The sequence below is a fragment of the Bradyrhizobium sp. 521_C7_N1_3 genome (assembly GCF_052075975.1).
GTDB lineage: Bacteria > Pseudomonadota > Alphaproteobacteria > Rhizobiales > Xanthobacteraceae > Bradyrhizobium > Bradyrhizobium japonicum.
On the sequence record NZ_CP197232.1, the window covers coordinates 7,847,944 to 7,873,247 of the forward strand.

A 25,304-nucleotide genomic window follows, 5' to 3' on the forward strand; every position below is an offset into this window, starting at 1 on the left:
ATAATTCTCATTATCTTGATGCATGGAGCGCAATACCATGGATTTGCGCCGCCTGAGGCACGTCGTCGCTCTTGCTGACACCCTGCACTTCGCCCGCGCCGCCGAAGCCGTCCACTTGAGTCAGCCGGCCTTCAGCCGCAGCATCCAGGCCATCGAGAGCGACTTGAGAATCCGCCTGTTCGACCGCGACGTTGGTGATGTCCGCCCCACCCCGGCCGGCGAATTCGTCATCGAGCGGGCGCGCAAGCTGCTGTTCGAGGCACGTTGCCTGCAGCGCGACGTGGATCTTTACCGCGACGGCCAGCTCGGCGACACGGCCTTCGGCGTAGGGCCGCTGTTGACGGCCACCCTGATGCCACGCGCTCTTGTGGCGCTACGCCGTCAGCACCCGCAGGTGGCGTTGCGCATGGAGGTCGGCAACTGGGCGCAGTTGCTGGAGAGTCTGCGTACCGAGAACATCGAGTTCTTTGCCGCCGATGTGCGCGACATGCCCGGGGATGCTGCGCTGGACATCCAGCTGATCGGGGGACAACCGGCCAATCTGTATGTGCGGAGAGGCCATCCGCTAGCTGCGGGCGAGCACACGCTGCAGGAAGTCTGGGCCTACGGGCTTGCGGTACCTAGGCTGCTGAGCCCCTCAACGGTTGAACTGGCCGCCCTGCTGGGCCTGCCTGAGGGCCAGGAGGCCACTATTGCACTCGAGTGCGACAACTATGGCATGCTCAAGACAGTCGCCCTCACCACGGATACCGTTCTGGGTGCGACGGACGCGGCGGTACGGGAAGAGCTGGAATCCGGCGCTCTCGTTCGGCCTGTCGTGCGGGGGTGGCTGTCGCCGCCGTCGAGCACGGGCATCGTGCGTTTACGAGGGAGAACCTCGTCGCCTGCGGCCAAGGCAGCCATCGCGGCGATTGTGCGGGCCGCCGGCGAGATCAACGTGTAGGCGCCTTACATCACCCGACGCATGCTCCGGTGCGGAATACCGACCTCCTGAAGCGGTCAATAAGCAACGGTGCATTGCGCAATCATAACCAAAAAAACAAAAACTCGTCGCTCAAAATGCCGAGGCCGAAATAGTTCGGGCACTTGCGATCAGTCAAAGAACAGCTTCTTGCAATGCGCGCGAATACGATCGGCCTTCAAAGAATCAAAAAAAGAACTTAGGAGCCAGCGAGCCCTTCTCACGTTGTTGAGGAAACAACCCAAGGAGGAACTCATGCGTCGCATCGCACTTGCAGCAATCGTTGTTGCCGTTGGCTTGACGCCAGTGGCGGCTCAACAGACCTCGCCAAACATGCAAAACGAAGCCGATAAAGGCATCAAGACTCAAAACTCCGGTGCGTCGGGTTACGTCGGTGAACAGGACAGACCAGGTTCCGCAGCGCAGATGCCGGGCAGCAGCTCGGGTCGCGCCGATTCTACGACGACGGCACCAAGCGCTCAAAATTCGGGAACAGGAATTGCCGGAGCACCGGGTAGCACAAGCGGCCCCTCTCCTAAAGGTACTGTCGGTCAGAACACGACGACCCAGCAACAGGACTCATCGAATATCAAAGGTCTGCCGGGAAACAAGAGCGGCCCGCCCGCCAAACGTTGACGGCTCGTTGCTCGAAGGCGCGTGGCGTAATCGCCACGCGCCTTGATTGCTCTTATACCGGCAAATTATCGGTCATGCCGGGCGGAAGCTCATCAGGTTGCGACCGTTCCGCCAGAAGCTGTTTCTCGGCTTCAAACCAGAAGGCCTCCATGTCGCCGCTTGGCTCGCCCGCAGCACGCCAAAGCTCGTAGGCACGAATACGAACGTCTTCCTGACTTAGGTTTGGCATGGTCGCTTCTCCTATTGCGCAAACCTTGCTCCATAAGTTCTCGCGATCGATCTTCAGTGCCTCCGGAAAACGTATCGACGTTTTAGTCTTGCGGTTGTCGTCCGAGCGGCATACTCGATGCGATCTATGTCGGCGTTATCGGCCGCAGTAACGTCCAAACGCCAATTCATGTCGTTCGGATAGCCTTCGTCGCATTCGATTTCGACCGCGATGACTGACTCGCCCCCCGGAAAGCTCCGGATTTCCTGCAGTGCTATCAGCTCCAGATCTTTCCTTGACACGCTGATCATTGTAAGGCTCCGCCCGCCACTTCCTCTGACAATACGTTGCGTTATTGCCTCGTTCCTAAAGCGTGAGACGAACAGCATGCCGTCTTGTCGCACACGGTAAAGCAGACCCCGTCAGTTTTGGAGGAACTAGGCTCTCCACGGTTCATTGTCGCCCGAGGAGGAAGCGATGACTGACACGCCATCCCAAACCAAAACCTCAACTTTCGCTGCCGCCAACGAAACGGTCCGCGAGGTCGCACACGATGTCCGCGAGGGGCTCGGCGACGGCAAGCCGCCTGGCCAGTGGAAGGCTATCGTCAGCGACCTAACGCGCGAGGCTCCGCTCGCATCGCTCGGAATCGCCTTCCTGATTGGATATGTATTGGCGCGCCGTTGATCGATAACCGCGGCACAGCCGCGACGCTGCTCGCTGAGGCCGGCGCAACGGCCCCGGAGATCGCCGAGGCGCTATGCTGGAGCGTCGACAAGGCGCAGAAGGTGATCGATCTCTACCTCGCCAGACGTGGCGTGGCGGCCAATGCAATAGCGAACGCTTGAGCAATTTCGAGATCGAAAGACTGCACCACCAGAGTAGAAGCCAAGCAGCGGCTGCTGGAGGCGAATATGATTTGTGCCTTCGGTTTTGCGGCTTCTACGGCGTGATGCGGCGCAGCGATGGCTGCCTGCTGCGCTGCGTCTAAACACTCTTGGAACCACCCATCGGACCATCGGTATGCATTCACCTTTGTTCTGCACGTGGATGCGCGTGCCGGAACACAGGCCGATGAGTTCGCATTGTCCATCAGTTTCATTTGTGCGTGAGGCCGATCATGCAAGTTCCTTGTAGAATGATCGCGATTGCAACAATCCCAGCTTGGATGGCGATCTACTCAACTCCTGCTGTCGGACAAAACTTCGATGACAGGTGGTCCATCATTCCAAGAGCTCACGCGGAGCCAGCTCCTGAAGGAAGCGACCAGACAAAGAAGGACGAAACGCAAACGCAACCTTCGACCACACAGCAAACGCAACCTCAGACTTCGGAATATCCCTCGAAAGATCGTTCGGGAGCTCAATCTCAGAATCGAGTCTTCTCAGGCACGACCTCCTATTATTCTTATTCCAAAGGCAAGACAGCGAGCGGCTCATCGTTTGATCGTAATCGGCTAACAGCAGCGCACCGCCGCCTGCCCTTCGGTACCAAGTTGCGCGTCACCCACGGAAGCCGAAGCGTCATCGTCATCGTCAATGACCGCGGTCCGTTCGTCCGCGGTCGTGTCCTCGACCTTTCGTTGGCCGCGGCGCGGAGCTTGGGTATTACGGATCGTGGCGTGGCTCAGGTTCATGCGGAGGTGTTGTGAACATTCGACCACTCGAGGAGTATCGGGACAGGATCGCTTGTGCAGATAGATAGGTGACGAGGAGCTACCAGCACCGCGCACACATCACCGCCGCGCGGGCGGCCAATGGGATACGCCGATGAAGCACACCGAAGAACGACCCTATGCTGACCCGGAAGCGGCCGCGCGCAAGCTTGTCGAGCTCGCGGCGATCGTCGCGGCTGTCCAGGACGGCCGCATCTATATCGAGAGGATCAACGCGCCCTTCTTGTTCAAGCTGAAGGGCAGTGGCAGCGAGTTTGGCGCCGGGCTCAAACACGCGATCGAGGGCGGCTGGCTCCAGATGCACGAGAGCGCGACTTACGTGCGCTTGCTAGGCCCGGGCGGCCTACTCACTCAATAGATCAGGGTAAAGGACAACCAGCCCGAGAGAAGCGCGCAAAAACCAATTCCCACATAAGGCAATGCAAGGCGCATCGGGTATTCCCTCCGAGACGCGAAATATGCCGTCAGTCTTTCATGGCGGTCGGCCGATGACAACGAATCTGAAGTTGTATCGTTGCGCTTCTTGCGCCGCGCGCCACTGCAGCATGAAAGAGGCCGCCAACCGAGGCGGCCTACCTTAATGCCTGCTGATCGGCTCAAATCTATCGAGCCTGGTTGCGCCTTCCCAAAGCTCTACCGTGTACCCGTCTACAAGCAATTTGGCTCGCTCCCTAGCCTCCGCCTCATCGTGTACCTCAAGGTCAACTCGGAGCGTTATGTGCCCCTCGTCATCGATTATGTATGCGCGAAACTCTCGCATGACTCCGCCCAAAACACCGCCTCGTTCCGGAGCAGGAACGCTATCGAAATTAGGCGACAATTTCAAACTAGGCCACTGAGCCCGGAAACCGGCTAATGAACAAAATGAGGTACAGGAGGGCTGCCGCCAGCAGGACGCCCAAAACCGTATTGGCATTGGGACCTATCTTTGAATCCTCTGTCCGTGGAGGCCCCAGCATCGGGCCGGGGGGCGTAATGATGCTGGGGCTTCCGGACAGGCTTCTGTCTCGTGGGACCGAGACCGTCACCGCATAACACAAGCCGGGCGCGACATAGACGTTCCCAGCCAAGTTCTACATCTCCCCTGCGTGTGGCTTGTTTCACACAGCGCGCGCTCGGCCGATCGGGGGCCAGCTGGTGCTACCCTGCACCGTTGACGTTTTGCGCCGCGGGGATTCTGCCGAGCCAGGAACATCGTGGTTTTTGCCAAATTTTCCCGATGCCCTCGGACTCGCCGAGGGTAACCTCTAGGCCCCGGCTCATCCCATTTGCGCTGGAGCCTTTTTTTGGGAATTGTTAGGCGCCCGCACGGCGAAAAGTTTCGCAAGAGTTCCTTAACCTTGATCTAGGGATACGGCCGGTTGGGCAATAGCGGGAGATCGCTTCGGATGGAAGATGGCGCTCAGCCGTTACCTCGGATGCGAGATACATGAAAATGTCGGGCATAACTTTCGTTGTTTACAATCCGCCCCAGCTGGGGCTCTCGTACCTTGCCGTGATGATTGCGCCGAACGGCGAAGTCGTAGCGGTGCCATTCGAAACTCCAGCAGAGGCCGAAAACCACAACATTGAGAGCGCTGCCAAGACTACGCACTATGCGCCCGCGAGCCGTCGCGAATGACGCCCCGCCATCTTGGGGCAAGCCTCGCTCCAAATCCGCCATCCCCGCAAACACCCGCTTGGTGCGGCTGAACCTTTTCGCCGCGCATCTCTTAGTGGGTATCCGGGATTTTGCTGAGAAGCCGCCGCCCGCGGTATATTTAAGTGGGCGGCGTTTTTGCTTTTCTCAGCGCCACACAACGAAACGGCCTCGCAGATCGCCGGGGGTGGAACCGGACGCTGACGCCGTTCGGCGCAGTTGAATCAGCGCGCATTTCCGGTTGTTCCCGATCTTTTAAGCCGGGCGTTGTTGTATCCCGCCCAACACGTCTTCAATAGGAACGCTGGCGCTCGAACAGCATTTGAATCACGCTTCGGGCCAGTCCAATTCGTCCCAGAGCGCTTTGCACATCGCGACTGCGCGGCTCCAGCAAGCTCGCAACCCTACCGCTGGAGCCGCCTTTTCGACGCGCCGAGGCTTTTCCCATGCATGCACTCGTCACAATCTTCGTTCACTTTAGACAGATCGCGACTTGACCGGGGCCCATGTGAAGAATCCAAACAACAATCCAAATTGCGACAGCGGCAAGTGCCGCTACTCCGCAGGAGAGGTCCGGAGCTACCCCGACAGCCATCCTCCGCTGACCCTATGCAGAACGTGCTGGGCGCACGAGAGTGCGCGCAGGAGATTTAAGACCGGCCTGCCTGCGCTGAAGTGGGCGCCGGGCGACGGACGCGTCAGCGTTCGCTCCTCATATACGGATGAACTCAGACCTCGGTTGAAAAAAATCCGGAGCGGCATTCAATGAAAGTGATGCTTCACCTCGCGGATGCCGAGGCCTTGTTTTCGAATTTCCGAAGATGCTCCAAATAAATGCGCTCAACACGATTGAAACGGCGAGCAGGAGCAAAAGGTCACGGACCATGATGTCCTCCCTTTTGCTGCTCAATCGGGGAATGAGGCCAACGTTCCTCGCCGAGCCGTTCGTGGCCAGGCTGCAACGGTCACGAATTCGAGGGCTCGCAGCCGGGTGGCGGCGCGGCTTATCGTTGCTGGACGGCTTATGAAATCACCCAGTTGATCAGGCGCCAACTGGTCCATCCGATGGCGCAGAACCACACAACCGAGGCCGCGCCGGCGACGGATAAGAATACGACAGGCAACAGATAGCCATCAGTCCATCGACGGTCGTTGACCGGCGAGGTTTGCTCAGTCCTACTAAGCAGGTCGTCCCGTCTCGGAAAGACGGACATATCGGCTGAAGAATGACTTAGAAAATCGCTCATTGATGAATGTCCGTTTAGAGGCGCGCGATCACCGAGATCTCGCTACAGTTTCTCGATCACGACAGCGGCTGACACGCGCAGAAAAGGCCCGTTCTGATCTCGCAATTCGATTTTGGTCACGCCCGGAGTGCCACGGCGCGATCCATCCAAAATCGCCTGACCTAGCAATTCCAGAGCCATCTGCGGGGCCACGCAGGTGTCCGGCAATTCGACGCCCTCGTCGTCGATGATCGTGTCGGCATCATTGAGAATATCGAAATAGATGGTGGGCATGCGGCGGAAAGAACCGGCATAAGTACTAGGGGTTCCTATTTTTCCCGGCTGCCGATTGTCTGCACGGTTGGGTGCAGACGTGGTGCTGCATGCGGATATGCAGCTTGGAGTCACGGTTCCATCGATGCGGCTGAACAAGCACCGCCATCGAAGGAACACCTCAGACAGGATATATCAGCCTGATGGCCAAGACGGTCGTAAACGCGCCAAGGGCGATGACAGCAATTTTGAAATGAAGATCCTTATCCAAACACTTGCCTCCACTCGCTCAGCGGCGTCAGCCCCTGGCCACTGGCAAACCGGAAAAGCCTGGCGGCCCTTGGAGGAGACCGCCGGGCTGATCCGCCGATCACACCACTTCAATGGCTGACAGGCTGAATAAATGGCGCTGGCTCGTCTGTCCGAATCCCGACAAACCGTCTCGGTTTAGTCGGACGTGTGGCCGACAAGCCACGTCCCCAGCTTGCACTCCCCCTGCCTGGCTGGAGCTGCTTGTAGCTCAGTGGTAGAGAGGCTGACCTGCAATCAGTGTATTGCCGGTTCGAGTCCGGCCACGGGCGCCAGCAAGCCATCGCGCAGGAACATCGCGGTTAGTGCCAAGTTTCCCCGACGCCCTCGAGGCTCGTCGAGGGTAACCTCTAGGCCCCCGGCTCATCCCTCATTTGAGCTGGGGCCCTTTTCTTCGGAGACAGCGGACTCAAGGGGAACGACAAGAGCAGCCGAAAATTTGAATCGTCGCGGCTCGCTTGCCTAGCCGGGCCGGCAGAATGGCCTCGGCCTACCCTCTGATCCTACCGGAGCTGGGGCCGTTCTCTTCGCTTTTGTAGTATCGGAGTATCGTATGCATTCCTCGCCATCGATCGTGCCGGCCGACCGCCTCGACCGCGACATCTATCTGGTACTCGAAGACTTCGGCGCGCGCGCCGGTTGCGCTTGGCACGAGACGGACGAGGCTGACACCGACCTCGAGACGATCCTGCAAAATCTCGTGTCCGGCCAGTACGCCTATCCGGTCCGAATTGTATCCTTCAATCCCGTCGAGGGATGGTCGCGGGATGCGACTTCCGAGGTCGCCGACGCACTGGCCCAGCGCGCAGCCGACACCGACGCTGAGGTCTCCTCTGCACTACAAGCCTTCATCGCCGCTAACGCCACAAGGCGCTTCGACATGCAGCTAGCGCTTCCCTTGCGCGGGGTTGCTTGATGTCCAGCGATGAAAAGCAGCTGGCCGGCGGATGCGCCACAACGTGCACCAACTGCGACGATCTTGGCTGGGTTTGCGAGAACCACCCGGATCGCCCCTAGGATGGCCGGCGCGCTTGCAGCTGTGGCGGCGCTGGCGCGCCCTGCCCGGCCTGAAACATGACTGGCGAAGGTGAAGTGCCGCGGATGCCGAAAGGATTTCAGGTGGAGGTCGACAAGGACGGCTGGCGGCACTGATGTCGTTTCGGAATTTAACTTCGCCAGATCCCTCGGTTGAGCCATTTCCAAAACAACTTACCTGCCACAAAGAGCAGCAACAGCCCGATAACCGTATAAGCGATCCAGTCCATCCGGTTTCGTAGCCTCCGGCGAACAGCACGCTGCGCGTGTTTTTTTTACACCCGCCGCCACTAACAGTGTCAAGCCGATATCGATTCAGGACGGTTCCGGATTCGCAATCTATGAAACCGCGCCTATCTGTCGACTATGTCGAAAGCGTTTGAGTTCTGCCTGCCCACGGCCGCCAAGGTGGTGCCGGCCGGCCCCGACTGGATCCACGAAATCAAGTATGACGGCTACCGCCTGCGCGTCGAGCGCAAAGAGCGCGACGTTTGGCTGCTCACCAAGAACGGCCACAACCGGACGGACCGCTTCCCCTGGATCGTCGAGGCGGCGCTGAAGAACCGTGAGCAGCAGTTCCGTCATCGACGGAGAGGCTGTAGTGCTCGGCGTGGACGGCGTCTCAGACTTCAACGCCCTGCACTCGCGCCGGCACGATGGAGAGCTGCAGCTCTATGCGTTCGACATTCTGGCGCTCGGCGGTGAAGATCTGCGCCAGCTGCCGCTGACAATGCGCAAGACCAACCTGTCGCGGCTGCTACGCGGCCGACCGGATGGCATCTTCATTGCACCATTTGAGGGGGAGAGATTGGGCCGAACCTTTTCAAGGCAGCCTGTGGCATGGGCCTCGAGGGCCTGGTCTCGAAACGCCGCGACCGGCGTTATGGCGCCGGCCACTCGAAAGACTGGATCAAGTTGAAGAACCGGACCCATCCGGCAATGACGCGAGAATTCTGAGCGTTTGGTCGCGCGCCTCCTGCCCAATCGGGGCCCGCGGTTCAATTGCCCCTTTCCGTCCATCCCCTTTCTGGGCCCCTCGGTCGGCTGCGGGCAGCGTTCAGTCTATCGGACTCTGCTTCAGCAGTGGAGTGCGACAAGCCAGACAGAGGCTTCCCGCCTTTTCCGATCGCGGGCATATCTAGTGAAAGATCCAGTACGGTGAACCGGCCGGTTGCCGGTCGCTCATACCAAACAACGTACCGCGCCTTCGTTTCGGTCATTCTAGACCCCCTTGGTAGCGGATCGATCCTCGAATAGATCAACGTATCGCGCATGGAGAATCACGTAGCCCTTGGCACCGTCTAAGAGCACCTTGACCTGAGTGGCCGTCGCTCCCTGACCAAGAACGATGCCTTTCTTACCGCTAAGACGCGGTCCAGCCAAAGCAGCAATGACGATCCGTCGACCAGCAAGAAGCTCGTCCTTGGCGGCCAATAGGTCCGCAGATCTCGGCAGGTTACGGTTTGTGCTACGCGGCATGGCTTTAAAATAGCGCAGCACCATTGAGTTAAAAAGCCCGTGTGTCGGTGGACCACGGCTTGCGCGACCGCTTTTCGATCGGTCAAGCTGGCGAACCGCTAAGCGTGAATGGTGATCGCAATGCGTACTGCAGAACAATCGATGCAACTAAAGCGTGTCTTCAATCTTGATGCACGTGATCAAACCCCGCACGGTCTAACAAGCCGCTTATTTGTGCGCGCTGCTTAACAAATCTGCTAGCTGCGAGGCGCCGAGCGGCGTTGACTTTCAGCGGGTCCTTGGCGTGACACCTAGACGCCCCGGCGCTAGCCTCAGGCCATCCATCCGCGGCAGCCCCTGTCGTAAACCGGCAGGGGTTGCTTATTGGTGGTAGGCCCCCCAGTGAACCAGCGGGCCTTTGAGTTGGCATCCCAACAGATTGAACCTTACCGCCGCCGGGCCAATTTAAGCCCGGCGCCGTACTTGTCCCGGCTCGCCGCAGCCACCACTAGGATGAGGCACTGATGTCTGACGACGACGCACTCAAGCAGGAAACGGACGCTATTCAACAGACGACAGAGGCTGAACGTAAACTTGGTCGGCCTCGAAGAGTTCATCAAGGGCAAGGTCGCGCTAGGCGTGCCCAAAGAGCGCGCCTACGCCGTAGTTGCGGAGATATTATCCGCTCGGGAGGTCAGAGCTCGCGATCGACGCCACACGTTTAGGGTCGTTTAAGACGTCCGGCGATCACTACCTGATCGCCCGCGTGATCGACCGAGAAAGCCATCGTGTATATCCGTGGCTGGAGATCGAATGCTCCCGCTGCAAGACCGGCGTGATGTTGATTTCGCTGCATTGCGGCACCCTCCCACGACCTTTGTCCATGACCTAGCTGGCAGGCTCCGGTGCTACGGTGTGCTAAGGCGGGTCGTCGGCCGTCCGCGGCGCTGCTGCAGCTCGCGCACCGCCCGGCCTGCTCCTTCCGAGATGTGACGATGTGCAATCTCTACTCCGTCAATTGTTCGGAGCGTTGAACAGTCGCGTCGGCAATCTGCCCAGCATGCCCGGCATATTTCCCGACTACCCTGCCCCCATCGTCCGCAATGCCCTAGACGGACGCGAGATTGTCATGGCGCGATGGAGAATGCCTTCTTCCTCGAAGGCTCTTATGGAAGCGACAAAGAAACGTGCCCAGAAACTCGAGGCCAAAGGTAAAACGGTGCACTTCAAGGAGTTGCTCCGGATGGAGCCGGACAGCGGCACGACCAACATTCGCAACACAAATAGCGACCACTGGAAGCGCTGGCTCGGGCCGAACAATCGCTGTCTGGTGCCGTTCACCAGCTTCAGCGAGTTCAACAAAGCCGAAGGCGGCGACATTTGGTTTGCGCTCGACGAAACCCGTCCCCTCGCCTGCTTTCGCTGGCATCTGGGCAAACTGGACCTCGGTGCGAAAAGTCAGGGAAGGCGAGACGACCAACGACCTCTATGGATTTCTAACTACCAAACCAAGCTTTGAGGTAAACGCCATTCACCCGAAAGCGATGCCCGTTGTTTTGACGACGCCGGGTGCAGTTGAGACCTGGATGAAGGCGCCTTGGGATGAAGCCAAAGAACTTCAGCGTCCGCTTGCAGACGGCGCGTTGCGAATCGTGGCACGTGGCGTGAAAGAAGATTTGGCCGCAATATAAAACTCGTCGGGGAACATCCCAACGCCGAACCCAAGGCCACCGCGCGGAAGCTCCTCGAGCTCGCCGCCATAAGCTAACTCTCGCCGGGAAACGGACCGCGCATGGGAGGGGCCGCGCAGGTCCAGAGAGGCATGGCAGAGATCCAGAAATGAGCGCGAGGCATTAGCGAGGTGACGTCGTTGCGCTCTAACCGCCAAGGTCGGCGGAACTAACATGATGGGCACAGGTTATTTTCCAGTCCGGCCAATCGGCGGGCCATGTCCGCTTGCGCGAGACTCTATTCGATCGGCAGCTTCACGCTCGGCCTCTCAAATGATATCGCGCTCGCCTTCCCGCATCTGGCCCCTCTACGCCGTCAACTTTTTCATGGCCGACATGCAGTCCGGCATCGGGCCGTTCGTGGGCGTATTCCTGCAGGAGCGTGGTTGGGCCACCGGATTGATCGGCACCGCGATGACGTTCGGCAATGTCGCGGGCATGCTGGTAACGACACCGATCGGCGGCTTCATCGATTCTAGCCGCAACAAGCGGCTGTGGGTCGTCATCCCTGGCATCTGTGTCGTTCTGGCATCCGCAATCATCCTGATCTCACAGAATTTCTGGGCGGTGACGTTCTCGCAGGTTGCGCAATCGCTGGCGAGTGCCGCGATTGTGCCGGCAGTAACCGGCATCACGCTCGGCATCGCTAATCAAAAAGGTTTTAATGCGCTGAACGGACGCAACCAGGCATTCAACCATGCCGGCAACATGGTCGGCGCGGCACTGTCGGGCTATCTCGGTTACAAATTCGGCTACGTGACCGTGTTCGTACTCGCCGCGATTTTTGGCGCCATCGCGGTGGCTTGCGTATTGATGATCCCGGCCAAGGCGATCGACGATCGCGCCGCGCGCGGCGGCAAGGAGGACGATCCGGATAGCCCGCCGAGTGGTCTGTCCATCCTGTTCAAGCACAAGCCGCTGCTCGTGCTGGCGCTGGCGCTGGCGATCTTCCATCTCGGCAACGCCGCGATCGTTCCGCTCTATGGCCTTGCGGCCGTCGCAGAAGCACAGGCCGACGGTCCGAGCTTCGTAGCAATCACGGTGGTGATCGCGCAGGGCGTGATGATCGCGACATCGCTAGTCGGCATGCAAGTCGCGGGCAAGCGCAACTACTGGCCAGTGCTGCTGGTCTCTTTCACGATGCTGCCTGTTCGCGGCGTGCTCGCTTTCTTCGTCATGGGATGGTGGGGTGTTGTACCAATGCAGGTGCTCGACGGCATCGGGACCGGACTGCAGACTGTCGCTGTCCCGGGCATGGTCGCGCGCTCGCTCAACGGCAGCGGGCGCATTAATCTCGGCCAGGGAGCCGTGATCACCGTGCAGGGGATCGGCGCAAGCCTCAGTCCCGCACTCGGCGGCTGGATCGCGCAATGGATCGGCTACGGCCCGACCTTCCTGCTGCTCGGCTGCTTTGGGCTGGTGTCAATCGCACTGTGGCTGGTGTTTAGCCCGACCGTCAAGAATTATTAGGGATTGTCATGACGAGGAGCGCGCGACGAAGCAGTCCAGACTGCCTAAGCGAAGGGCTTCTGAGTAAGTCGTGCCTGCGCATTAAATAGGTTTCCAGGTGTGACCTAGCTGACATTGCGCTGCGACCGAGCTGCGGTAGGTTGTTGATCACCGGGGATGGCTGCATATTTCACTTAGATCATTCCACCCGAATTTTTTCGAGAATGAGGTCGCAGCAGTCCCCCTGGTGCGGCCTTCGTTCTAGCACCCGAGCCGCCACACTATTTTCATTTTTTGTCGGAATCAAAATGGTGTCGTTGCTTCATTTTTGAGGACCGCATTCATGACAAAGGAAAATTGCTTAGTCGTTCACGCGGCTGGAAAACAGTTGGATTTGCTGCGCGGAGAGGCTGCTCGCATTGCGAAGGGCAGCAAATTGGGGTGGTGGGCCGATCGCGCAGACATCGGCACTCGCTTCTGCTTTGAGGATGCAAAGGCGAAGGAAGCCTTTGCGCTGACCTGCGACAATTTCGGCATTCGGTGCCAGGACGGCTAGCTTAAAAGATGCCTGCGTCGGCCCTACTTCAACGTAATGCTATCGACCCGCTGACATGGTCGACACAAGTAAGCGTGTGCTGCGGGCAGGCTAGCAATCTTTGGAAGTGGAGCGAGATACGCCATCCGTCGCCTACATTCTTGGCACATGAGGATAGGCGGATTGTATTTGTTGCGGCGGCCAGTCATTTCCAGACTCGCTCAGAGCGCGGCAACATAGTTTTGGGTGACGCCAAGCACACCCCCGTGAAATACCGAAGCCTATCGAAATTCGCCAGCTTCAACGCGAGGCCCTTCGCGCAAGACGGAGGACATTCACGAGACGTAAAGCACGCGCGCTAACATCGCGGCGGCGTTGTTCACAAGTGGACCATGCGTGGGAGTGGATGCCGCCTACCCTCGCTGAGCGTCGGTTGGATTCGCCTCCGTTCCGAGGCTCAAGCGGCCTCAGCTCATCTTGCTCCGTCCGAATTGCGACGCCAGAACTTCGACGAGAGTCGATCCACACGGGATTTTAAGCGCTAGTGCGGCTTTTCCGGCTGCTGGTTCTCGGGCCGGACAGTCCTGTTGCTGTCCGGCATTTTGTCTCGACCCTGATCACCATTGTCGTCTTTGCCACCAGAAGTGGACGTACCACTTCCGCTACTCGAACCAGGCGACATGCCAGTGGTGCCACGCGGGTCTCTGCTCGGCGCCGTCGAGCTGGCTGCGGGATCACCATTGACCGCCCCACGTCCGCTTGGTGAGCCGGAAGGCTGCGCCGACACGGCAGCAATAGAGACAACCAAACCGGTTGCTAATAGTAGGATTAGTTTCACGGCAAACTCCCAGAGTTGTCGCGCTTAACCCGCAGGAAGTCCGATCCGTTCCAAAGACCCAAGCCGGCGCAAGCTGAAGAGGGATCAATGACCGTCTTCGTCTACGTGAACACCGCCAAACATGTCGGCGACGTCGACCAAATCAAGGTATTCGCGAGTGTCGATGCCGCAGAAACGGTTCGAGGAGAATGCCCCCAAGGGGGGGCATTTGAGTACGACGTGATAGGGTTGCCGGCGTAGTTCGTTCTCGCAGACGCAAGAACTCCCAGCGCTTACTCACAGGAAGCGTTTTTCCAATCAACGAATTGGTTCTTGAAGATCCGTACGCGCCACGCCACACTGCGAGCCCTCTCATGAACGCCGCGATGGAGAGCCTTTTCCGAGAGTCCGAGAGCATCCAAGCGCACACGGCCTTTGGCTATCTCAGGCCAGTTGAGTTCGGGCGCACGGTGGGAATTGGCTTAACTGGATATCCGTTAACCGGAAGCAGCTCATTGCTGGGGCTCCAGTAGGGCGCGGTGAGGAGCAGCAAAAAAGTCGCTCGCGCAGCCATATACTGTGCCGCAGGTCGGCTGCGCTCAGTACCCTGCAGGAAGATTTTACCGGCTTCGCCAGAAACACACCAACGCCAGCCGCGACCGCGCCGTGTGATCGAACTATCAAAGACAGGAAAATCCATCTCGCTCATGGGACGCATACTCCAAAACGACCACCTAAAATAGCCACATTACTCAACGATTTTAAATCGGCTAACTTCTTTGGTGGCGGCGGAGTTCCTCCTCGCCATGCGATTGCTTGAAGCTTAAAGTATTTTTCGCGCGTTTCGTAGTCCTTCGAGATTGAGCCAAGGATTCAATTGCTGGTCTTCGACCAAGACCTAAATCGGCGCTCTGGAAAGCCCGCAAGTCATGTCATCCGCTTCGATTAACAAGATTGCGCTTTTCATCGATGGCGCCAATCTTTACGCGACGGCGAAAGCACTGGGCTTCGACATTGATTACAAACGTCTGCTGGAGGAATTTCAGAGCCGCGGGGAACTGTTTCGAGCTTTCTACTACACCGCAGTCATCGAGGATCAGGAGTTTTCCTCGATTCGTCCCCTGCTTGATTGGTTGGACTACAACGGGTTCACGGTCGTCACCAAGGCGACTAAAGAGTTTGTCGATGCATCCGGCCGCCGCAAGATCAAGGGCAACATGGATATCGAGCTCGCGGTGGACGCCATGGAGCTCGCCGAACACATCGACCAGATGGTCCTGTTCTCGGGCGATGGCGACTTCCGCTTACTGGTCGAAGCCGTGCAGCGCCGCGGCGTGCGAGTCACGGTGATTTCCACTATCGCCACCCAGCCGCCGATGATCGCCGACGAGCTGCGCCGCCAGGCCGACGTCTTTACCGATCTCGTCGAGCTGCAGCCGAAGCTTGGCCGCGTCCCATCCGAGCGCCCTGCCCCACGTGATCGCGAACCGCGGGGACACATGCTGAAACTCTTACAAGAGCCGAAAGGAAACGACCCTCCTGGCTAGTAAGGGTTGCCTGCATCGATAAATTTGCGGCAGAACCACTTCAATAGAACAGCATCATCGACATCCAAGCAGTCAGCGACGCGCATAGACCAATTCCGAGATACGACAATGCGCGGCGCATCCCAGACGCGAAAATATACTGCCAGCTTCGCATTCCTACCGGCGACCGACGCCGAATCTGCGTCTGCATCGGGCGGCGCGGAACAACTAGCGCCGAAGGCCAATTGAGAACCTGCCAAGCATCGCCGCCAATGCTGGCGGAGCGGCCCCGGTCTACTTGCCCCCAAGCCCCCCAACCGGGCCGTCTCCCCGACCTTGAGAAACGGCATGTGAGGATTTTACAATTACGGCATGACCAAGGGCGGAATGATGAAGCCTGACGCGTCCGGCCAGGGTGGCTCTGGTTCCCGACAGCGATCAGGCCGGCCCCAAAAGCAACAGGAAGTAAGCTTGGCTCCTCCGGGGATTTGCTTCCCAGCCGCGTTGTCTTGCCCCGGCAACGCGGCTGTTTTTTTATGACCGGAGTCGCGCGGATGCGCCACCTGGCGGGTCTGGATCGAGGAACCCTTACGCACGCCTGGCATTGAAATGGCGAAGAGGAGGACTTCGCATGAATGGAATCATCTATCTCGTTGGCCTGATCGTAATCGTCATGTTCATTTTGTCTCTACTCGGTCTCCGGTAGACGCCATGGCCATTGAACCAATCTCCGGGATCGCATCCGAAACAGCCACCGCGTCCAACTTAACCAGGCCCTGGGGTTTGCAGTGGACACCCATCGTTGTTGGAGCCTTCGTCGCTACGAGTTTGTCCCTGATACTGATCTCCTTTGGAACAGCGCTTGGACTGGGCATGGCCTCCGCTGCGCCGACCTGGAGAGATGCTTCCGTTGCGCTATGGCTGTTGTCGGGCGTCTACCTGATCTTTCAGTCCCTTATCAGTTTTGGCTGCGGCGGCTATTTTGCCGGGCGCGTGCGGCCGCCTTACGCTTCCGCGACCGATGACATCGAGACGCGCGACGGACTGCATGGCGTTGCTGCCTGGGCGCTCGCGGTCTTGATGGGAGCGGTTCTAACTGCGTTGATAGCAGGCGCCGCAAACCGTCCGTCCGCGACGACGCAGCCGCCGTCCGCTACCGAACCGTCGGTCCTCAGTTACGAGCTTGATCATCTCTTCCGTGCGCCCCGGAGGCCGCCGAACGTTGACCTGACAGGTGAGCGTGCTGAAGCCGCCCGCATTCTGGCAACTGCCTCGAGCCACGGCGGCGTCCTTCCCGAAGATCGCACTTATCTAGTACCCACTTTTCTTGGAACGTGAGTCGTGATTCAAGGTCGGGATGATACCCGAAGCAAGAGAAGTCCACCTTTCGAGGAAAGATCGCAAGGTGCTTGAGGCGTGCTGTCGCTCACCGGTGACGTTGCAGCGCGATTTGAAGCGGGCGCGGATAGTTCTGTTGGCGGCGGATGGGCGCAGCACCCGGTCGATCGCCAAGGAAGTTGGGGTCCAGCCGCGGATTGTCAGCCTTTGGCGGCATCGCTATGCCGACCATGGCCTTGAAGGGCTGCAAGACAAGCCGCGGCCTGGCAAGCAGCCGATCTATACGAAGACGACCGACAAGCGGATTCTGAAGCTGCTGGATAAGCCGCCACCGCAAGGGTTTGCGCGCTGGACCGGCCCCCTGCTGGCCGAGGCGCTGGGCGATGTCGATGTCCAATATGTCTGGCGGTTCCTGCGCAGCCACAAGATTGACCTGGTGGCTCGCAAGTCCTGGTGCGAGAGCAACGACCCGAACTTTACGGCCAAAGCCGCCGATGTTGTCGGCCTCTATGTCGCGCCGCCGGCGAAGGCCATTGTGCTGTGCGTGGACGAGAAGCCCTCGATCCAGGCTTTGGAGCGAGCGCAGGGTTATCTGAAGTTGCCCAATGGCCGCGCCTTAACCGGCCAAAGCCACGATTACAAGCGGCATGGCACCACAACATTGTTTGCGGCGCTCGAAGTCGCCACCGGAAAGATCATCGCGACCCATTCAAAACGCCGGCGCCGCGTCGAGTTTCTCGATTTCATGAACAGCGTCACCGCGACTTTTCCGAACCGCAAGCTTCACGTCATCCTCGACAACCTCAACACCCATAAAAAGAACGAGGACTGGCTCAAGGCCCACCCCAACGTGCAATTTCATTTCACGCCGACAAGTGCGTCATGGCTCAATCAGGTCGAAGTATGGTTTTCCATCTTGCAGGGGCAGTCGCTCAGCGGCACCTCCTTCACGAGCCTCAAGCAGCTTCAGGAACACATCGATGCCTACGTCAACGCATACAACGACAGAGCCGAGCCCTTCGTCTGGACCAAGAAAAAGGTCCGTCAACGCCGTTTCAAAGGCCGCCGTATCACTCAGCTCTGATTCCGGGTACTAGTTCAGCAGGTCACGGCACTGACCGGTCTTGCGGCATCGGACGCTGAAAGGCGGGTGGACACGACGTTGGCAAATGCAAAGAGCGCGATCTCGAGGGCTCGCGCGGCGAGCATCATCATCGCTTTCTCAGCGGCTGCAGCGTTGCTGTTCGGGGCCGCGGCGGCTTGGGCTGGCGCAGAAGCTGGAGGCCGGCATCGCGATGGCGAGCCGATTTCCGAGTGGATGACTCATTCCAATCGATGGCACAAAGGCCGCGTCGCGGATCCCCGGTCACTACCTTAACCTCATTTTGCTGCTCAGGGTCACGGGCTGGAAATCCTGTGACCTTCCGCTGCACCGGTTGTCGGGGTGGTGAATTCATCGCGACGCGCGAAGTACGAGATCAGTTTTGTCGCGTCGCTCGCTTTCCATAGCCTCCCGCCGAAACCTTTAAAACGTAGGAACGATCGCCTCTCGATCACAGTTGTCGTGCGTCATGTTTTTTAGGAGGAGACGACAATGGAAACGGACAGGCGTGAAACCGGTACGCTGATCGGTAGCGACAAGGTCGAAGGCACGGCGGTCTATGGGTCAGACGCCCAGAAGATCGGTTCGATCGAGCGCGTCATGATCGACAAGGTCAGCGGCCAAGTGTCGTACGCGGTTCTCGGCTTCGGCGGCTTCCTCGGCATCGGGGACGATCACTACCCGCTGCCCTGGCAATCGCTGAAGTATGACACGGGTCTCGGCGGCTACCGAACCAATCTCACGGCGGACAGGCTTCAGGGTGCGCCGAAGTACGGCAACGACAATGCCTGGGACTGGAACGACCCGGGACGCGCGAGAGCCGTGAACGACTACTATTCCGGGTTCTGACGGTTACCGGCAAGCCCGCGAGAGCGGGCCTGCCGCGGCGGTCAACGCGCCTGCTGGCAGAAGCGCTCCACCTTTGGTTGAAGGAGCCGCTAGTGCGAATACCTCTCGTCGAGGACGACGCTCTCATATGCGAGTTCGTCGTGGAGGCCTTGCGAGAGGAAGAATACAACGCCGTCCACGCAACGAATGGCGCAGAGGCATTATCACCGACGACAGGCTGCCCGGCGGCATCGACGGATGGTAGATCGCCGAACATTGCCGACGAGGCTTTCCGACAGCGCGATGATCTTAGCCCAAATTATGCCACCAGACGTATCTGATCAGTTCGTTGAAGGCTTTCGCGAAGGCGCGTTGAACGTCTGGCACGGAGCTTAGGCTTAGCACATGGCGAGGCAGCGAGTGTACGCCGGGGCCCGCTCTCCGATATTGCGCCTGCCACTAGTTTTGCAGCAACGGCCCGTTAACCCCCAACGTCCATCATTATCCCGGCTAGCGCATAGTCGATATCTACGAACTCACACCTGAGCCGTCGCTGAACTCAACCCCGCGACGGAATTTTTGTTGGACCGATGGACTATCGAGCTTTCACGAACGATAGCATCACCATGATGTATGAGAGTGTTCGCGGCGCTCTCGCGTCTGACGAGGCCCAGAAGGCTGCCGGAGAGAAACCTCGCTTCCAAGTTCGTGAAACGCCTGACTGGCGGGAGCATGCCGCCAATCTAGAGGCCGAGATGCTTCGTCGGGGCATGTTCTTCGAGATTATTGATTGGTCCGAAGATCAGGGGCGCTTGCCTCTCTAGTTCTGCTTTACGGAAAGTTAATGCATCATTGCCAACGTTGGGACCGTTGCAATCGTCGCGGCGGCGACACCCGTTTCGCTAACTATCATCTGGACCTGCTCGGTTGGCAGTCTCTTCATGGAGAGACCGTAATGCTCAAGGGTTGCATGATTGCTGCTCTCGCCCTGCTCTTCCTGATGCTGTGCGATCAGCAAGTATCAAATGGCAAGTATACCGACGCAGTTATCGTCATGGCGAAGCACATCACGCGTTCGTTCGGCGTCTGATGTTCGTGGCGTCATGAGCGAGACGGATATTCTTGAAGCACTAAACGTCGGAAAGTGTCCAGATTGCGGATCGAATAAATTGCGATCCGGGCTGCGGGTTGATATCGCGGAGCACTTGACTTGCGTTGCGTGCAAAGCGCGTTTCTACGTCGCACCGCGAGCACCGCTTGCCACCGCGTTCATTCGGCAATAGCGGGCGTCGGGCGACTTCGTCAGGGGACTGGCAAACACAAGCATGCCTTCCGAGGAGATCCCCCTTGGGGTCTGCCCCGATCCCTGACCGGCGTCGTGCGGATGAAGCATGCTTGTGGCTATGTGTTTGATCACTTCGCAAACACTTATGTTTCGCAGAGTAAGCTGCGCCCAGTGTTCAGTCAGATACATCAACAGTTCTACCGCTCATCCCTGATAGCAGGCATCCTCGGAGGTAGTCGGCAGGTCAGCCAACACCGAACGATCAGTCGAGTACTTGGTCAGCGCGGCTCAACAACGTGGGCGGAATTCCAACACCGAGTGCCTTGGCTGCCCTAATGTTTATACCGAGAATGAGTTCGGTGGGCTGTTCCACAGGAACGTCTGCCACTTTTGTACCTCGCAACAGCCTCACAATTTGCCGACCACAGAGCCGAAGCACACCATCCAGACGAGGGCCATACGCAATCAGACCGCCGTCCTCCGCCCCCTGCGGCCATTGCCAAATTGAAGGCATCCTATGCAAAGCTAGTTGTTCAATGATTAGCGAATGAATGCTCCATAACTTCGCCGATGCAAGCACATTGACGGCATCAATCGATTTTGCCTTCATGGCGTCGATTGCATCAGTGACTTCCTTGTTGGCCCCAGCCTTAAACAGCATAATCTCAACACCAAGAAGGCGCGCAGCGCGCTCCAGTGCGTCAAAACTTCGGTCAGATTCGGCGAGGATACCAATGCGCCGGGCGCTGGGCAGCGCCTCATGCAGCAACTCCAGCCGTTTGACGTCGAGGTGGAACGCGAAGATCGACACACCCGTCAGGTTTCCATCGGGACGGGGCATGGAGCCGACGAGCCCGCTTGTTACCAAGTCGTCGGCGAGCACCACAATCGGTATGTTGCGGGTTGCCCGCTGTGCGGCGTGGCCGGCTGCAGGCGCAAGCGCGAAAACCACATCGGGACGTGTGCGTACCAACTCAATAGCCATGGTATCCAGTTGGTCCGCTTGGCCGAATCCGCGCCGATCGACCCGAAGATTGCTGCCTTCAACAAAGCCACCGGCAGCGAGTTCTTCAGAAAAAGCTCGCCAGACAGGCTTACCGTCGGGGTCACTTAAAACCCGGTCATCAGCCAAAACCGCAATGCGATAGCTTCTCCTCGACACTTGTGACCGCGCCGCTGAGAACCAAGGGAACGTAGACGCTGCACCAACAAGCGTGATGAACTTGCGCCGCTTCATGTCACTTTAGAAGTCCTCCCATCATCATTGTAGCAGGCCGATGCACCGTTAGGAAAGAGACCGAAATGTCGCCTTCGGTCATTCGCGCCGATTCAGCCGTACCTCCGCCGAGTCCGGTCTTGCCTCGACTGCTGACGTGCCGCAGATATTGCCTCTCTTCGCCTTGGGCCAACTCCAGACTCATGCGCCGCAGAAGATACGATCATCTCGTGGACATTGGAGAGCTACTCGGGCAACCCCGCTTTCCGAAGACCCTCAATGAGCAGCTTCGAGTTCGATTGCCCACCCCGAGCAATGTACCCAGATATTGTAAAGGCGGGATCGACCTCAAGCAGGTGCGCCGCCGCCTCACGCGTCTCCTCGTCGCGTCCGAGATGCGCGAAGGCAGACGCCAGACAGCGGTAAGCTGTCGGAAAGGAAGGGTTCTGACGTCGAGCTTTCTTCCCTGCAGCGATGGCCTCGTCAAACCGACCAAGCTCGATGAAGGCATACCCCATCCCAGTAAACGATCGATGCAGCAGCGGGTCTACCGGGCTCATGCGAATGGCGCGTTCGAAGCTCCGGACCGCCTCCTCCGGCAGCCCCGCAACTTTATAGACCCAGCCTCTGCAGTGCCATGCCCAGAATGAATTCGGATTGAGGGCGACCGCCCGGTCTGCCATCTCGCTCTCACTTTCACAATCGCCTTCCATGAACGCCAAGATTGCGGCAGCTCTTGCCAACGTGTCCGGATCACTATCGTCGACGCTCAATGCCAAGCGCGAAAGCCGAACTGCTTCCTTGCGCTCGAATTGAGGATCGACAGCATAGTCCTGAAGGACGTTTTGCATATGACAGTTAGCTGCCAGAGCCGCGACCGGGCCGAACCGAGGATCCAGCTCCAAGGCGCGACGGGCCAGCCTTATCGCCTCGGTATTCCCTTCGCGGGTCGCCAGGTAAAAGTGCGGTAAGGCGCGGAGAAAACAATCATAGGCAGTGAGGTTCTCCGGTCGCCGCCGCGCAGCCATTGCGATTTCTGTTTGAAGCAACTTTGGTTCAATGGCTGAAACAACGGCGACCGTCACTTCGTCCTGGAGCGCGAAGATGTCCGACAAATCACGCTCGAACCTATCCGCCCAAATATGCGTGCCCTTCAACGCATCAATCAATTGCCCTGTGATACGAATTGTCCCCGCCGCCTTGCGCACGGACCCCTCTAGAACATAACGGACGCCAAGCCTGCGTCCGACCTCCTTGATATCGACGGCTTTGCCTTTGAATGTAAAGCTCGAATTGCGAGCGATGACGAACAACCATTTGAACCGCGAAAGCGCGGTGATCATCTCCTCAACCATTCCGTCCGCAAAGTATTCCTGCTCGGGATCGCCGCTCATGTTCTCAAACGGCAGCACGGCGATGGAAGGCTTGTCGGGAATCGGAGGAACCGCACTGAGCCCCTCGGTCGGTGCGCTGCGCGCGCCCGCGCATACGGCGTAAGCACGGATCGGCTTGGCGATGTTCTTGAGCTGCTGCTCACCGCGATCCTCGAAGCCAACGTCCAACTTGCCTTCGATTTCGCTATATACCTTTTCGGAAATCAGGATGCCACCTGGATCGGCGACCCCCTCCAACCGCACAGCTATGTTGATCCCGTCGCCAAAAAGATCGCCGTCGGCCGCGACGATGACCTCTCCGAGATTGACCCCGATGCGTAGCTGAAGGAAGCTTCGACCTGACGCGATGCCTTCCTGTATCTCCACCGCGGATCGCACCGCCGCCGACGGACTTGCGAACTCGGCCAACGCGCCGTCACCTGTAGTCTTGATCAATCGCCCGTCGTGGCGGGAGAGGCTGGGCTGAACCAATTCTCGCTGGAGCCGATCGAATTCGGCGTAGGTGGCTTCCTCAGCACGCTGCATCAACGCAGAGTAACCGACCACGTCGGCAGCCAAGATCGCCGCTAATCGTCTCTGAACCCGCTGCTCGGTCACAGCGCCCTCCGAACGGCCAGACTGACCACGCCGCTGGGACTAGGGGGAGCCTAGCACTTTGACAGAGAACTGTGAGCAGTAATTGCAGGGGAGCCCAAATTGCCACAAGTGTGATTTGCTGGGCCCGCGGCACGGCGGAGCGTCCGTCAATCTAGGAGCTCCGAGCTGGGTCAAAAAGCGTCGGTTTGGCGCTCGGCTGCAAACTTCCAGTCTGCGCCTATGAACCGACATGTAGCTGTGCCGCGTCAACGGAAGCGATGGGCCATGAGCCGAAGTCCGTCTCGGACGATTGTTAGCCTCACTAACTAGTCAGCGACCGGAAGTGGTGGGGGTTGACCAAAGAAGCCCCCAATGCGGCATATGCGACCATCGACATCGAATTCGCCGAAATCACGACCTTAGACGGTAACCCGTCGATCGGGCCCGATCATCTTCCATAAGAAGTGAAATTTGCCGTGGTGATGATCGATACCACTGGCGAAGACGATCGTCGTGCCCGGCAAACGTTTATGGAAGTCGGCGATATGCCGGATCAATGCTTCTCGCCCCACTATCGCGTCCCTCGGCGACCTGTGCCCAGGCCGGTCCGTTGAGATAGCTGACGCGCCAGTCCCGATCGATGATGAGTACGCTGTCGCTAGTGCTCTCGGCGTGGACACCGAACACCTTGTTCATCTGGTTGACGATCTGCTCCTCGACCGGCGCGTCCTGCGCGCGGGTGACGGCGGGCAAGGCCAGGCCAAACGCAACCAGCGCGGCGACGAGCTTGCGGTTCATCATCAGCGGCTTCTCCTGTCATGGGCATCGCAGCATAGCAGCATAAATTGACGCATAAGCGACTTTCGTGACGTTCACGGCGGACGCGCGGTAACTCCCTGCTCATGCCGGCCCCTCGACAGGTTGGCCGAGTCCGCTCTACGAAAGCGGGCGGTTGCGACCGGACCGGTAAGTCCGCGATGGGTCACGAGCCGTCGTTGACGACTACGCATGGAGACTACCGCTTTGCTTCCGAAAGCCGCAGCAGCCGAGTGAGGGCGGCTGCATCTCGCTGCCATAGCGGCAGGTCAGCTAGACTTGTTGCCGAAACACCGCCCCGCACTTATGGGCAGGAACGCCGCCGTCCGTCATAGCCGATGTAAGTTCCGGACGCCGGATCGTAGGTCTGAAAGTGTTGGCAGCCGTAGCCCCCGCGCGGCTTGTGTTCAACGCGAGCTGGTTCGCCTGGTTTAATTGCCGATTTGCTGTTCTCCGTGGCCACGTCCGGTTGACGTGCGGTCTGGGCGGGGTTCACGAAGGCGGCGTAGCTGTTTGCCCAGGCAGGCAAGGAGACACCAGGCCTCTCTTCCATAACGGCAGGTCTCTGTTCCATGGAGCGCCGCGCGTCCGCCAGTTCGGTTGCAAGCGCTTCGGCCCTGTCGTGCTCCTGCTGCAGAGACTGCCACAGTACCGCCGTCGCGCTGTCGACCGCCTGGCTGAATTGGTGCGCCTCGCCGTTGGGCATCGACAGCAGTTTCCCGACGTACCGCCATGCCTTCACAAGTTCTTTTTCGAGCGCCTCAGCCCTGGCGTGCTCTTGCTGCAGAGACTGCCGCAGTTCCGCTGTCGCGCTGTCGACCGCCTGCTTGAGCTGCGCCGCCTCGCCGTCCTTCGACAATGGCGTCTGTTGCGCCATGACCGGCGGGACGATCGTGATGAGCTTAGATAACTCCTGCTGAGTGGCGTATCGCGCCACATACGCGACGACATCGGCGTTGAGACAGAACCCGATGAGTGCCGCCGCGACGAGGGTTCGGGCGATCCAGGAAATTGCAAATCCCCGCCGCGCGTGTGACGCCTTGAGGATGACGACGTTTGGAGCGGTCTTAATCGTATGGCGCATGTAGACCACCGCCGGGTTATCAGGCCATTGCTTCTTCACTTCGCCGGAAGCCTAACCCCACCCGTTGTGCCCCTCAAGTTTGGTGTTACTCCTCGGTGATAGCTCCGGCTGCGCGGCGATGCGCCGCCCCGAGCGGGAGAGGCAAGCCGCTACCGATTGCGGTGGACAACGTGCCGGACACAACAGAG

The 25,304-nt window shown here is 58.9% G+C and carries 27 protein-coding genes and 3 pseudogenes; 22 read left to right on the plus strand and 8 right to left on the minus strand.

Annotated features, from left to right (window positions below):
• Positions 1 to 37: 37 nt before the first annotated feature.
• Positions 38 to 943: a LysR family transcriptional regulator gene (locus tag AB7008_RS36940; protein WP_212454121.1), complete on the plus strand. Its 906-nt coding sequence runs from the start codon at positions 38 to 40 to the stop codon at positions 941 to 943.
• A 273-nt stretch (positions 944 to 1,216) separates the two neighbouring features.
• On the plus strand, positions 1,217 to 1,597 hold the full coding sequence (locus tag AB7008_RS36945; protein ID WP_014493378.1) for a hypothetical protein: 381 nt from the start codon (positions 1,217 to 1,219) through the stop codon (positions 1,595 to 1,597).
• 52 nt (positions 1,598 to 1,649) lie between these two features.
• Here AB7008_RS36945 and AB7008_RS36950 read toward each other — a convergent pair whose 3' ends face one another.
• Positions 1,650 to 1,826 carry a DUF2934 domain-containing protein gene (locus AB7008_RS36950; protein ID WP_441260396.1) on the minus strand — a complete coding sequence of 59 codons (177 nt, stop codon included), beginning with the start codon at positions 1,824 to 1,826 and terminating at the stop codon, positions 1,650 to 1,652.
• Positions 1,827 to 2,282: 456 nt separating this feature from the next.
• Here AB7008_RS36950 and AB7008_RS36955 point away from each other — a divergent pair, with 456 nt between their 5' ends.
• The 5 genes from AB7008_RS36955 (at position 2,283) to AB7008_RS36975 (ending at position 5,101) form a co-directional block, all read left to right on the plus strand.
• On the plus strand, positions 2,283 to 2,492 hold the full coding sequence (locus AB7008_RS36955; protein WP_212454123.1) for a hypothetical protein: 210 nt from the start codon (positions 2,283 to 2,285) through the stop codon (positions 2,490 to 2,492).
• The gene (locus AB7008_RS36960; protein WP_200890053.1) at positions 2,489 to 2,653 is read left to right on the plus strand and encodes a helix-turn-helix domain-containing protein; all 165 of its coding nucleotides are present in this window, start codon (positions 2,489 to 2,491) and stop codon (positions 2,651 to 2,653) included. The genes AB7008_RS36955 and AB7008_RS36960 overlap by 4 nt, the downstream gene beginning before the upstream one ends.
• Before the next feature lie 290 nt (positions 2,654 to 2,943).
• Positions 2,944 to 3,456, plus strand: a complete 513-nt coding sequence (locus AB7008_RS36965) for a septal ring lytic transglycosylase RlpA family protein (protein WP_249156308.1) — start codon at positions 2,944 to 2,946, stop codon at positions 3,454 to 3,456.
• Between the two features lie 118 nt (positions 3,457 to 3,574).
• Positions 3,575 to 3,838, plus strand: coding sequence for a hypothetical protein (locus AB7008_RS36970; RefSeq protein ID WP_212454124.1), 264 nt, complete (start codon positions 3,575 to 3,577; stop codon positions 3,836 to 3,838).
• 1,071 nt (positions 3,839 to 4,909) lie between these two features.
• Entirely contained in the window at positions 4,910 to 5,101 is a 192-nt protein-coding gene (locus AB7008_RS36975) for a hypothetical protein (RefSeq protein WP_441260397.1), read from the plus strand.
• A gap of 1,307 nt (positions 5,102 to 6,408) precedes the next feature.
• Here the strand turns inward: AB7008_RS36975 and AB7008_RS36980 are convergent.
• Positions 6,409 to 6,639 (minus strand): DUF6894 family protein, encoded by a 231-nt coding sequence (locus AB7008_RS36980; protein WP_212097264.1) that lies wholly within the window; start codon positions 6,637 to 6,639, stop codon positions 6,409 to 6,411.
• Between the two features lie 79 nt (positions 6,640 to 6,718).
• Between AB7008_RS36980 and AB7008_RS36985 the strand changes: the two genes are divergently transcribed.
• From AB7008_RS36985 to AB7008_RS37000, 4 genes are all read left to right on the plus strand, one after another.
• Entirely contained in the window at positions 6,719 to 7,009 is a 291-nt protein-coding gene (locus AB7008_RS36985) for a hypothetical protein (protein WP_212454125.1), read from the plus strand.
• A 471-nt stretch (positions 7,010 to 7,480) separates the two neighbouring features.
• On the plus strand, positions 7,481 to 7,843 hold the full coding sequence (locus AB7008_RS36990; RefSeq protein ID WP_212454126.1) for a hypothetical protein: 363 nt from the start codon (positions 7,481 to 7,483) through the stop codon (positions 7,841 to 7,843).
• Positions 7,844 to 8,424: 581 nt separating this feature from the next.
• The gene (locus AB7008_RS36995; RefSeq protein ID WP_376707379.1) at positions 8,425 to 8,667 is read left to right on the plus strand and encodes a hypothetical protein; all 243 of its coding nucleotides are present in this window, start codon (positions 8,425 to 8,427) and stop codon (positions 8,665 to 8,667) included.
• On the plus strand, positions 8,564 to 8,881 hold the full coding sequence (locus tag AB7008_RS37000; RefSeq protein WP_312016793.1) for a hypothetical protein: 318 nt from the start codon (positions 8,564 to 8,566) through the stop codon (positions 8,879 to 8,881). Before AB7008_RS36995 ends, AB7008_RS37000 begins: the two co-directional genes overlap by 104 nt.
• 302 nt (positions 8,882 to 9,183) lie before the next feature.
• Here the strand turns inward: AB7008_RS37000 and AB7008_RS37005 are convergent, their stop codons facing one another.
• On the minus strand, positions 9,184 to 9,465 hold the full coding sequence (locus AB7008_RS37005; RefSeq protein ID WP_212454127.1) for a hypothetical protein: 282 nt from the start codon (positions 9,463 to 9,465) through the stop codon (positions 9,184 to 9,186).
• 745 nt (positions 9,466 to 10,210) lie between these two features.
• Between AB7008_RS37005 and AB7008_RS37010 the strand changes: the two are divergent.
• The 5 genes and pseudogenes from AB7008_RS37010 to AB7008_RS37030 form a co-directional block, all read left to right on the plus strand.
• A pseudogene (locus tag AB7008_RS37010) lies at positions 10,211 to 10,454 on the plus strand (hypothetical protein); the annotation flags it as partial.
• Positions 10,418 to 11,111 (plus strand): annotated as a pseudogene (locus AB7008_RS37015) (SOS response-associated peptidase family protein). The pseudogenes AB7008_RS37010 and AB7008_RS37015, both read left to right, overlap by 37 nt.
• A 312-nt stretch (positions 11,112 to 11,423) precedes the next feature.
• Positions 11,424 to 12,620 carry an MFS transporter gene (locus AB7008_RS37020; protein WP_212505173.1) on the plus strand — a complete coding sequence of 399 codons (1,197 nt, stop codon included), beginning with the start codon at positions 11,424 to 11,426 and terminating at the stop codon, positions 12,618 to 12,620.
• A gap of 322 nt (positions 12,621 to 12,942) precedes the next feature.
• Positions 12,943 to 13,155 carry a hypothetical protein gene (locus tag AB7008_RS37025; RefSeq protein ID WP_014493363.1) on the plus strand — a complete coding sequence of 71 codons (213 nt, stop codon included), beginning with the start codon at positions 12,943 to 12,945 and terminating at the stop codon, positions 13,153 to 13,155.
• 904 nt (positions 13,156 to 14,059) lie between these two features.
• On the plus strand, positions 14,060 to 14,212 hold the full coding sequence (locus AB7008_RS37030) for a hypothetical protein (RefSeq protein ID WP_212454130.1): 153 nt from the start codon (positions 14,060 to 14,062) through the stop codon (positions 14,210 to 14,212).
• Between the two features lie 178 nt (positions 14,213 to 14,390).
• Here the strand turns inward: AB7008_RS37030 and AB7008_RS37035 are convergent, their stop codons facing one another.
• Complete coding sequence (locus AB7008_RS37035) at positions 14,391 to 14,660, minus strand: hypothetical protein (RefSeq protein WP_080593869.1); 270 nt, start codon at positions 14,658 to 14,660, stop codon at positions 14,391 to 14,393.
• A gap of 220 nt (positions 14,661 to 14,880) precedes the next feature.
• On the opposite strand from AB7008_RS37035, the gene AB7008_RS37040 reads away from it, so the two are divergent.
• The 6 genes and pseudogenes from AB7008_RS37040 to AB7008_RS37065 all read left to right on the plus strand — a co-directional run bounded on the left by AB7008_RS37040 (position 14,881) and on the right by AB7008_RS37065 (position 19,835).
• On the plus strand, positions 14,881 to 15,498 hold the full coding sequence (locus tag AB7008_RS37040; protein WP_014493359.1) for a LabA-like NYN domain-containing protein: 618 nt from the start codon (positions 14,881 to 14,883) through the stop codon (positions 15,496 to 15,498).
• Positions 15,499 to 16,188: 690 nt separating this feature from the next.
• Positions 16,189 to 16,815 carry a hypothetical protein gene (locus AB7008_RS37045; RefSeq protein ID WP_441260398.1) on the plus strand — a complete coding sequence of 209 codons (627 nt, stop codon included), beginning with the start codon at positions 16,189 to 16,191 and terminating at the stop codon, positions 16,813 to 16,815.
• Between the two features lie 19 nt (positions 16,816 to 16,834).
• Positions 16,835 to 17,899 (plus strand): IS630-like element ISRj1 family transposase, encoded by a 1,065-nt coding sequence (locus AB7008_RS37050; protein WP_011084514.1) that lies wholly within the window; start codon positions 16,835 to 16,837, stop codon positions 17,897 to 17,899.
• 9 nt (positions 17,900 to 17,908) lie between these two features.
• A pseudogene (locus tag AB7008_RS37055) lies at positions 17,909 to 18,193 on the plus strand (hypothetical protein); the annotation flags it as partial.
• Positions 18,194 to 18,409: 216 nt separating this feature from the next.
• A complete protein-coding gene (locus AB7008_RS37060) occupies positions 18,410 to 18,766 on the plus strand; it encodes a PRC-barrel domain-containing protein (RefSeq protein ID WP_014493356.1) in 357 nt (118 codons plus the stop codon).
• 823 nt (positions 18,767 to 19,589) lie between these two features.
• Positions 19,590 to 19,835 (plus strand): hypothetical protein, encoded by a 246-nt coding sequence (locus AB7008_RS37065; protein WP_212097254.1) that lies wholly within the window; start codon positions 19,590 to 19,592, stop codon positions 19,833 to 19,835.
• A gap of 457 nt (positions 19,836 to 20,292) precedes the next feature.
• Here AB7008_RS37065 and AB7008_RS37070 read toward each other — a convergent pair whose 3' ends face one another.
• From AB7008_RS37070 to AB7008_RS37085, 4 genes are all read right to left on the minus strand, one after another.
• Positions 20,293 to 21,267: an ABC transporter substrate-binding protein gene (locus tag AB7008_RS37070; RefSeq protein WP_212454131.1), complete on the minus strand. Its 975-nt coding sequence runs from the start codon at positions 21,265 to 21,267 to the stop codon at positions 20,293 to 20,295.
• A gap of 224 nt (positions 21,268 to 21,491) precedes the next feature.
• Positions 21,492 to 23,237, minus strand: coding sequence for an adenylate/guanylate cyclase domain-containing protein (locus AB7008_RS37075; protein ID WP_312016794.1), 1,746 nt, complete (start codon positions 23,235 to 23,237; stop codon positions 21,492 to 21,494).
• A 507-nt stretch (positions 23,238 to 23,744) separates the two neighbouring features.
• Positions 23,745 to 24,017, minus strand: a complete 273-nt coding sequence (locus tag AB7008_RS37080) for a hypothetical protein (RefSeq protein ID WP_283840212.1) — start codon at positions 24,015 to 24,017, stop codon at positions 23,745 to 23,747.
• A gap of 319 nt (positions 24,018 to 24,336) precedes the next feature.
• Positions 24,337 to 25,155, minus strand: coding sequence for a BA14K family protein (locus tag AB7008_RS37085; protein WP_212454132.1), 819 nt, complete (start codon positions 25,153 to 25,155; stop codon positions 24,337 to 24,339).
• Between the last annotated feature and the right edge of the window lie 149 nt (positions 25,156 to 25,304).

Bases quoted from the DNA above. Each gene is read 5' to 3' on its own strand.
- AB7008_RS36940 (WP_212454121.1), top strand. From the start codon at position 38: ATGGATTTGCGCCGCCTGAGGCACGTCGTCGCTCTTGCTGACACCCTG.
- AB7008_RS36945 (WP_014493378.1), top strand. From the start codon at position 1,217: ATGCGTCGCATCGCACTTGCAGCAATCGTTGTTGCCGTTGGCTTGACG.
- AB7008_RS36950 (WP_441260396.1), bottom strand. From the start codon at position 1,826: ATGCCAAACCTAAGTCAGGAAGACGTTCGTATTCGTGCCTACGAGCTT.
- AB7008_RS36955 (WP_212454123.1), top strand. From the start codon at position 2,283: ATGACTGACACGCCATCCCAAACCAAAACCTCAACTTTCGCTGCCGCC.
- AB7008_RS36965 (WP_249156308.1), top strand. From the start codon at position 2,944: ATGATCGCGATTGCAACAATCCCAGCTTGGATGGCGATCTACTCAACT.
- AB7008_RS36970 (WP_212454124.1), top strand. From the start codon at position 3,575: ATGAAGCACACCGAAGAACGACCCTATGCTGACCCGGAAGCGGCCGCG.
- AB7008_RS36975 (WP_441260397.1), top strand. From the start codon at position 4,910: ATGAAAATGTCGGGCATAACTTTCGTTGTTTACAATCCGCCCCAGCTG.
- AB7008_RS36980 (WP_212097264.1), bottom strand. From the start codon at position 6,639: ATGCCCACCATCTATTTCGATATTCTCAATGATGCCGACACGATCATC.
- AB7008_RS36990 (WP_212454126.1), top strand. From the start codon at position 7,481: ATGCATTCCTCGCCATCGATCGTGCCGGCCGACCGCCTCGACCGCGAC.
- AB7008_RS37005 (WP_212454127.1), bottom strand. From the start codon at position 9,465: ATGGTGCTGCGCTATTTTAAAGCCATGCCGCGTAGCACAAACCGTAAC.
- AB7008_RS37020 (WP_212505173.1), top strand. From the start codon at position 11,424: ATGATATCGCGCTCGCCTTCCCGCATCTGGCCCCTCTACGCCGTCAAC.
- AB7008_RS37025 (WP_014493363.1), top strand. From the start codon at position 12,943: ATGACAAAGGAAAATTGCTTAGTCGTTCACGCGGCTGGAAAACAGTTG.
- AB7008_RS37030 (WP_212454130.1), top strand. From the start codon at position 14,060: ATGACCGTCTTCGTCTACGTGAACACCGCCAAACATGTCGGCGACGTC.
- AB7008_RS37035 (WP_080593869.1), bottom strand. From the start codon at position 14,660: ATGAGCGAGATGGATTTTCCTGTCTTTGATAGTTCGATCACACGGCGC.
- AB7008_RS37040 (WP_014493359.1), top strand. From the start codon at position 14,881: ATGTCATCCGCTTCGATTAACAAGATTGCGCTTTTCATCGATGGCGCC.
- AB7008_RS37045 (WP_441260398.1), top strand. From the start codon at position 16,189: ATGGCCATTGAACCAATCTCCGGGATCGCATCCGAAACAGCCACCGCG.
- AB7008_RS37050 (WP_011084514.1), top strand. From the start codon at position 16,835: ATGATACCCGAAGCAAGAGAAGTCCACCTTTCGAGGAAAGATCGCAAG.
- AB7008_RS37060 (WP_014493356.1), top strand. From the start codon at position 18,410: ATGGAAACGGACAGGCGTGAAACCGGTACGCTGATCGGTAGCGACAAG.
- AB7008_RS37065 (WP_212097254.1), top strand. From the start codon at position 19,590: ATGCATCATTGCCAACGTTGGGACCGTTGCAATCGTCGCGGCGGCGAC.
- AB7008_RS37070 (WP_212454131.1), bottom strand. From the start codon at position 21,267: ATGAAGCGGCGCAAGTTCATCACGCTTGTTGGTGCAGCGTCTACGTTC.
- AB7008_RS37080 (WP_283840212.1), bottom strand. From the start codon at position 24,017: ATGATGAACCGCAAGCTCGTCGCCGCGCTGGTTGCGTTTGGCCTGGCC.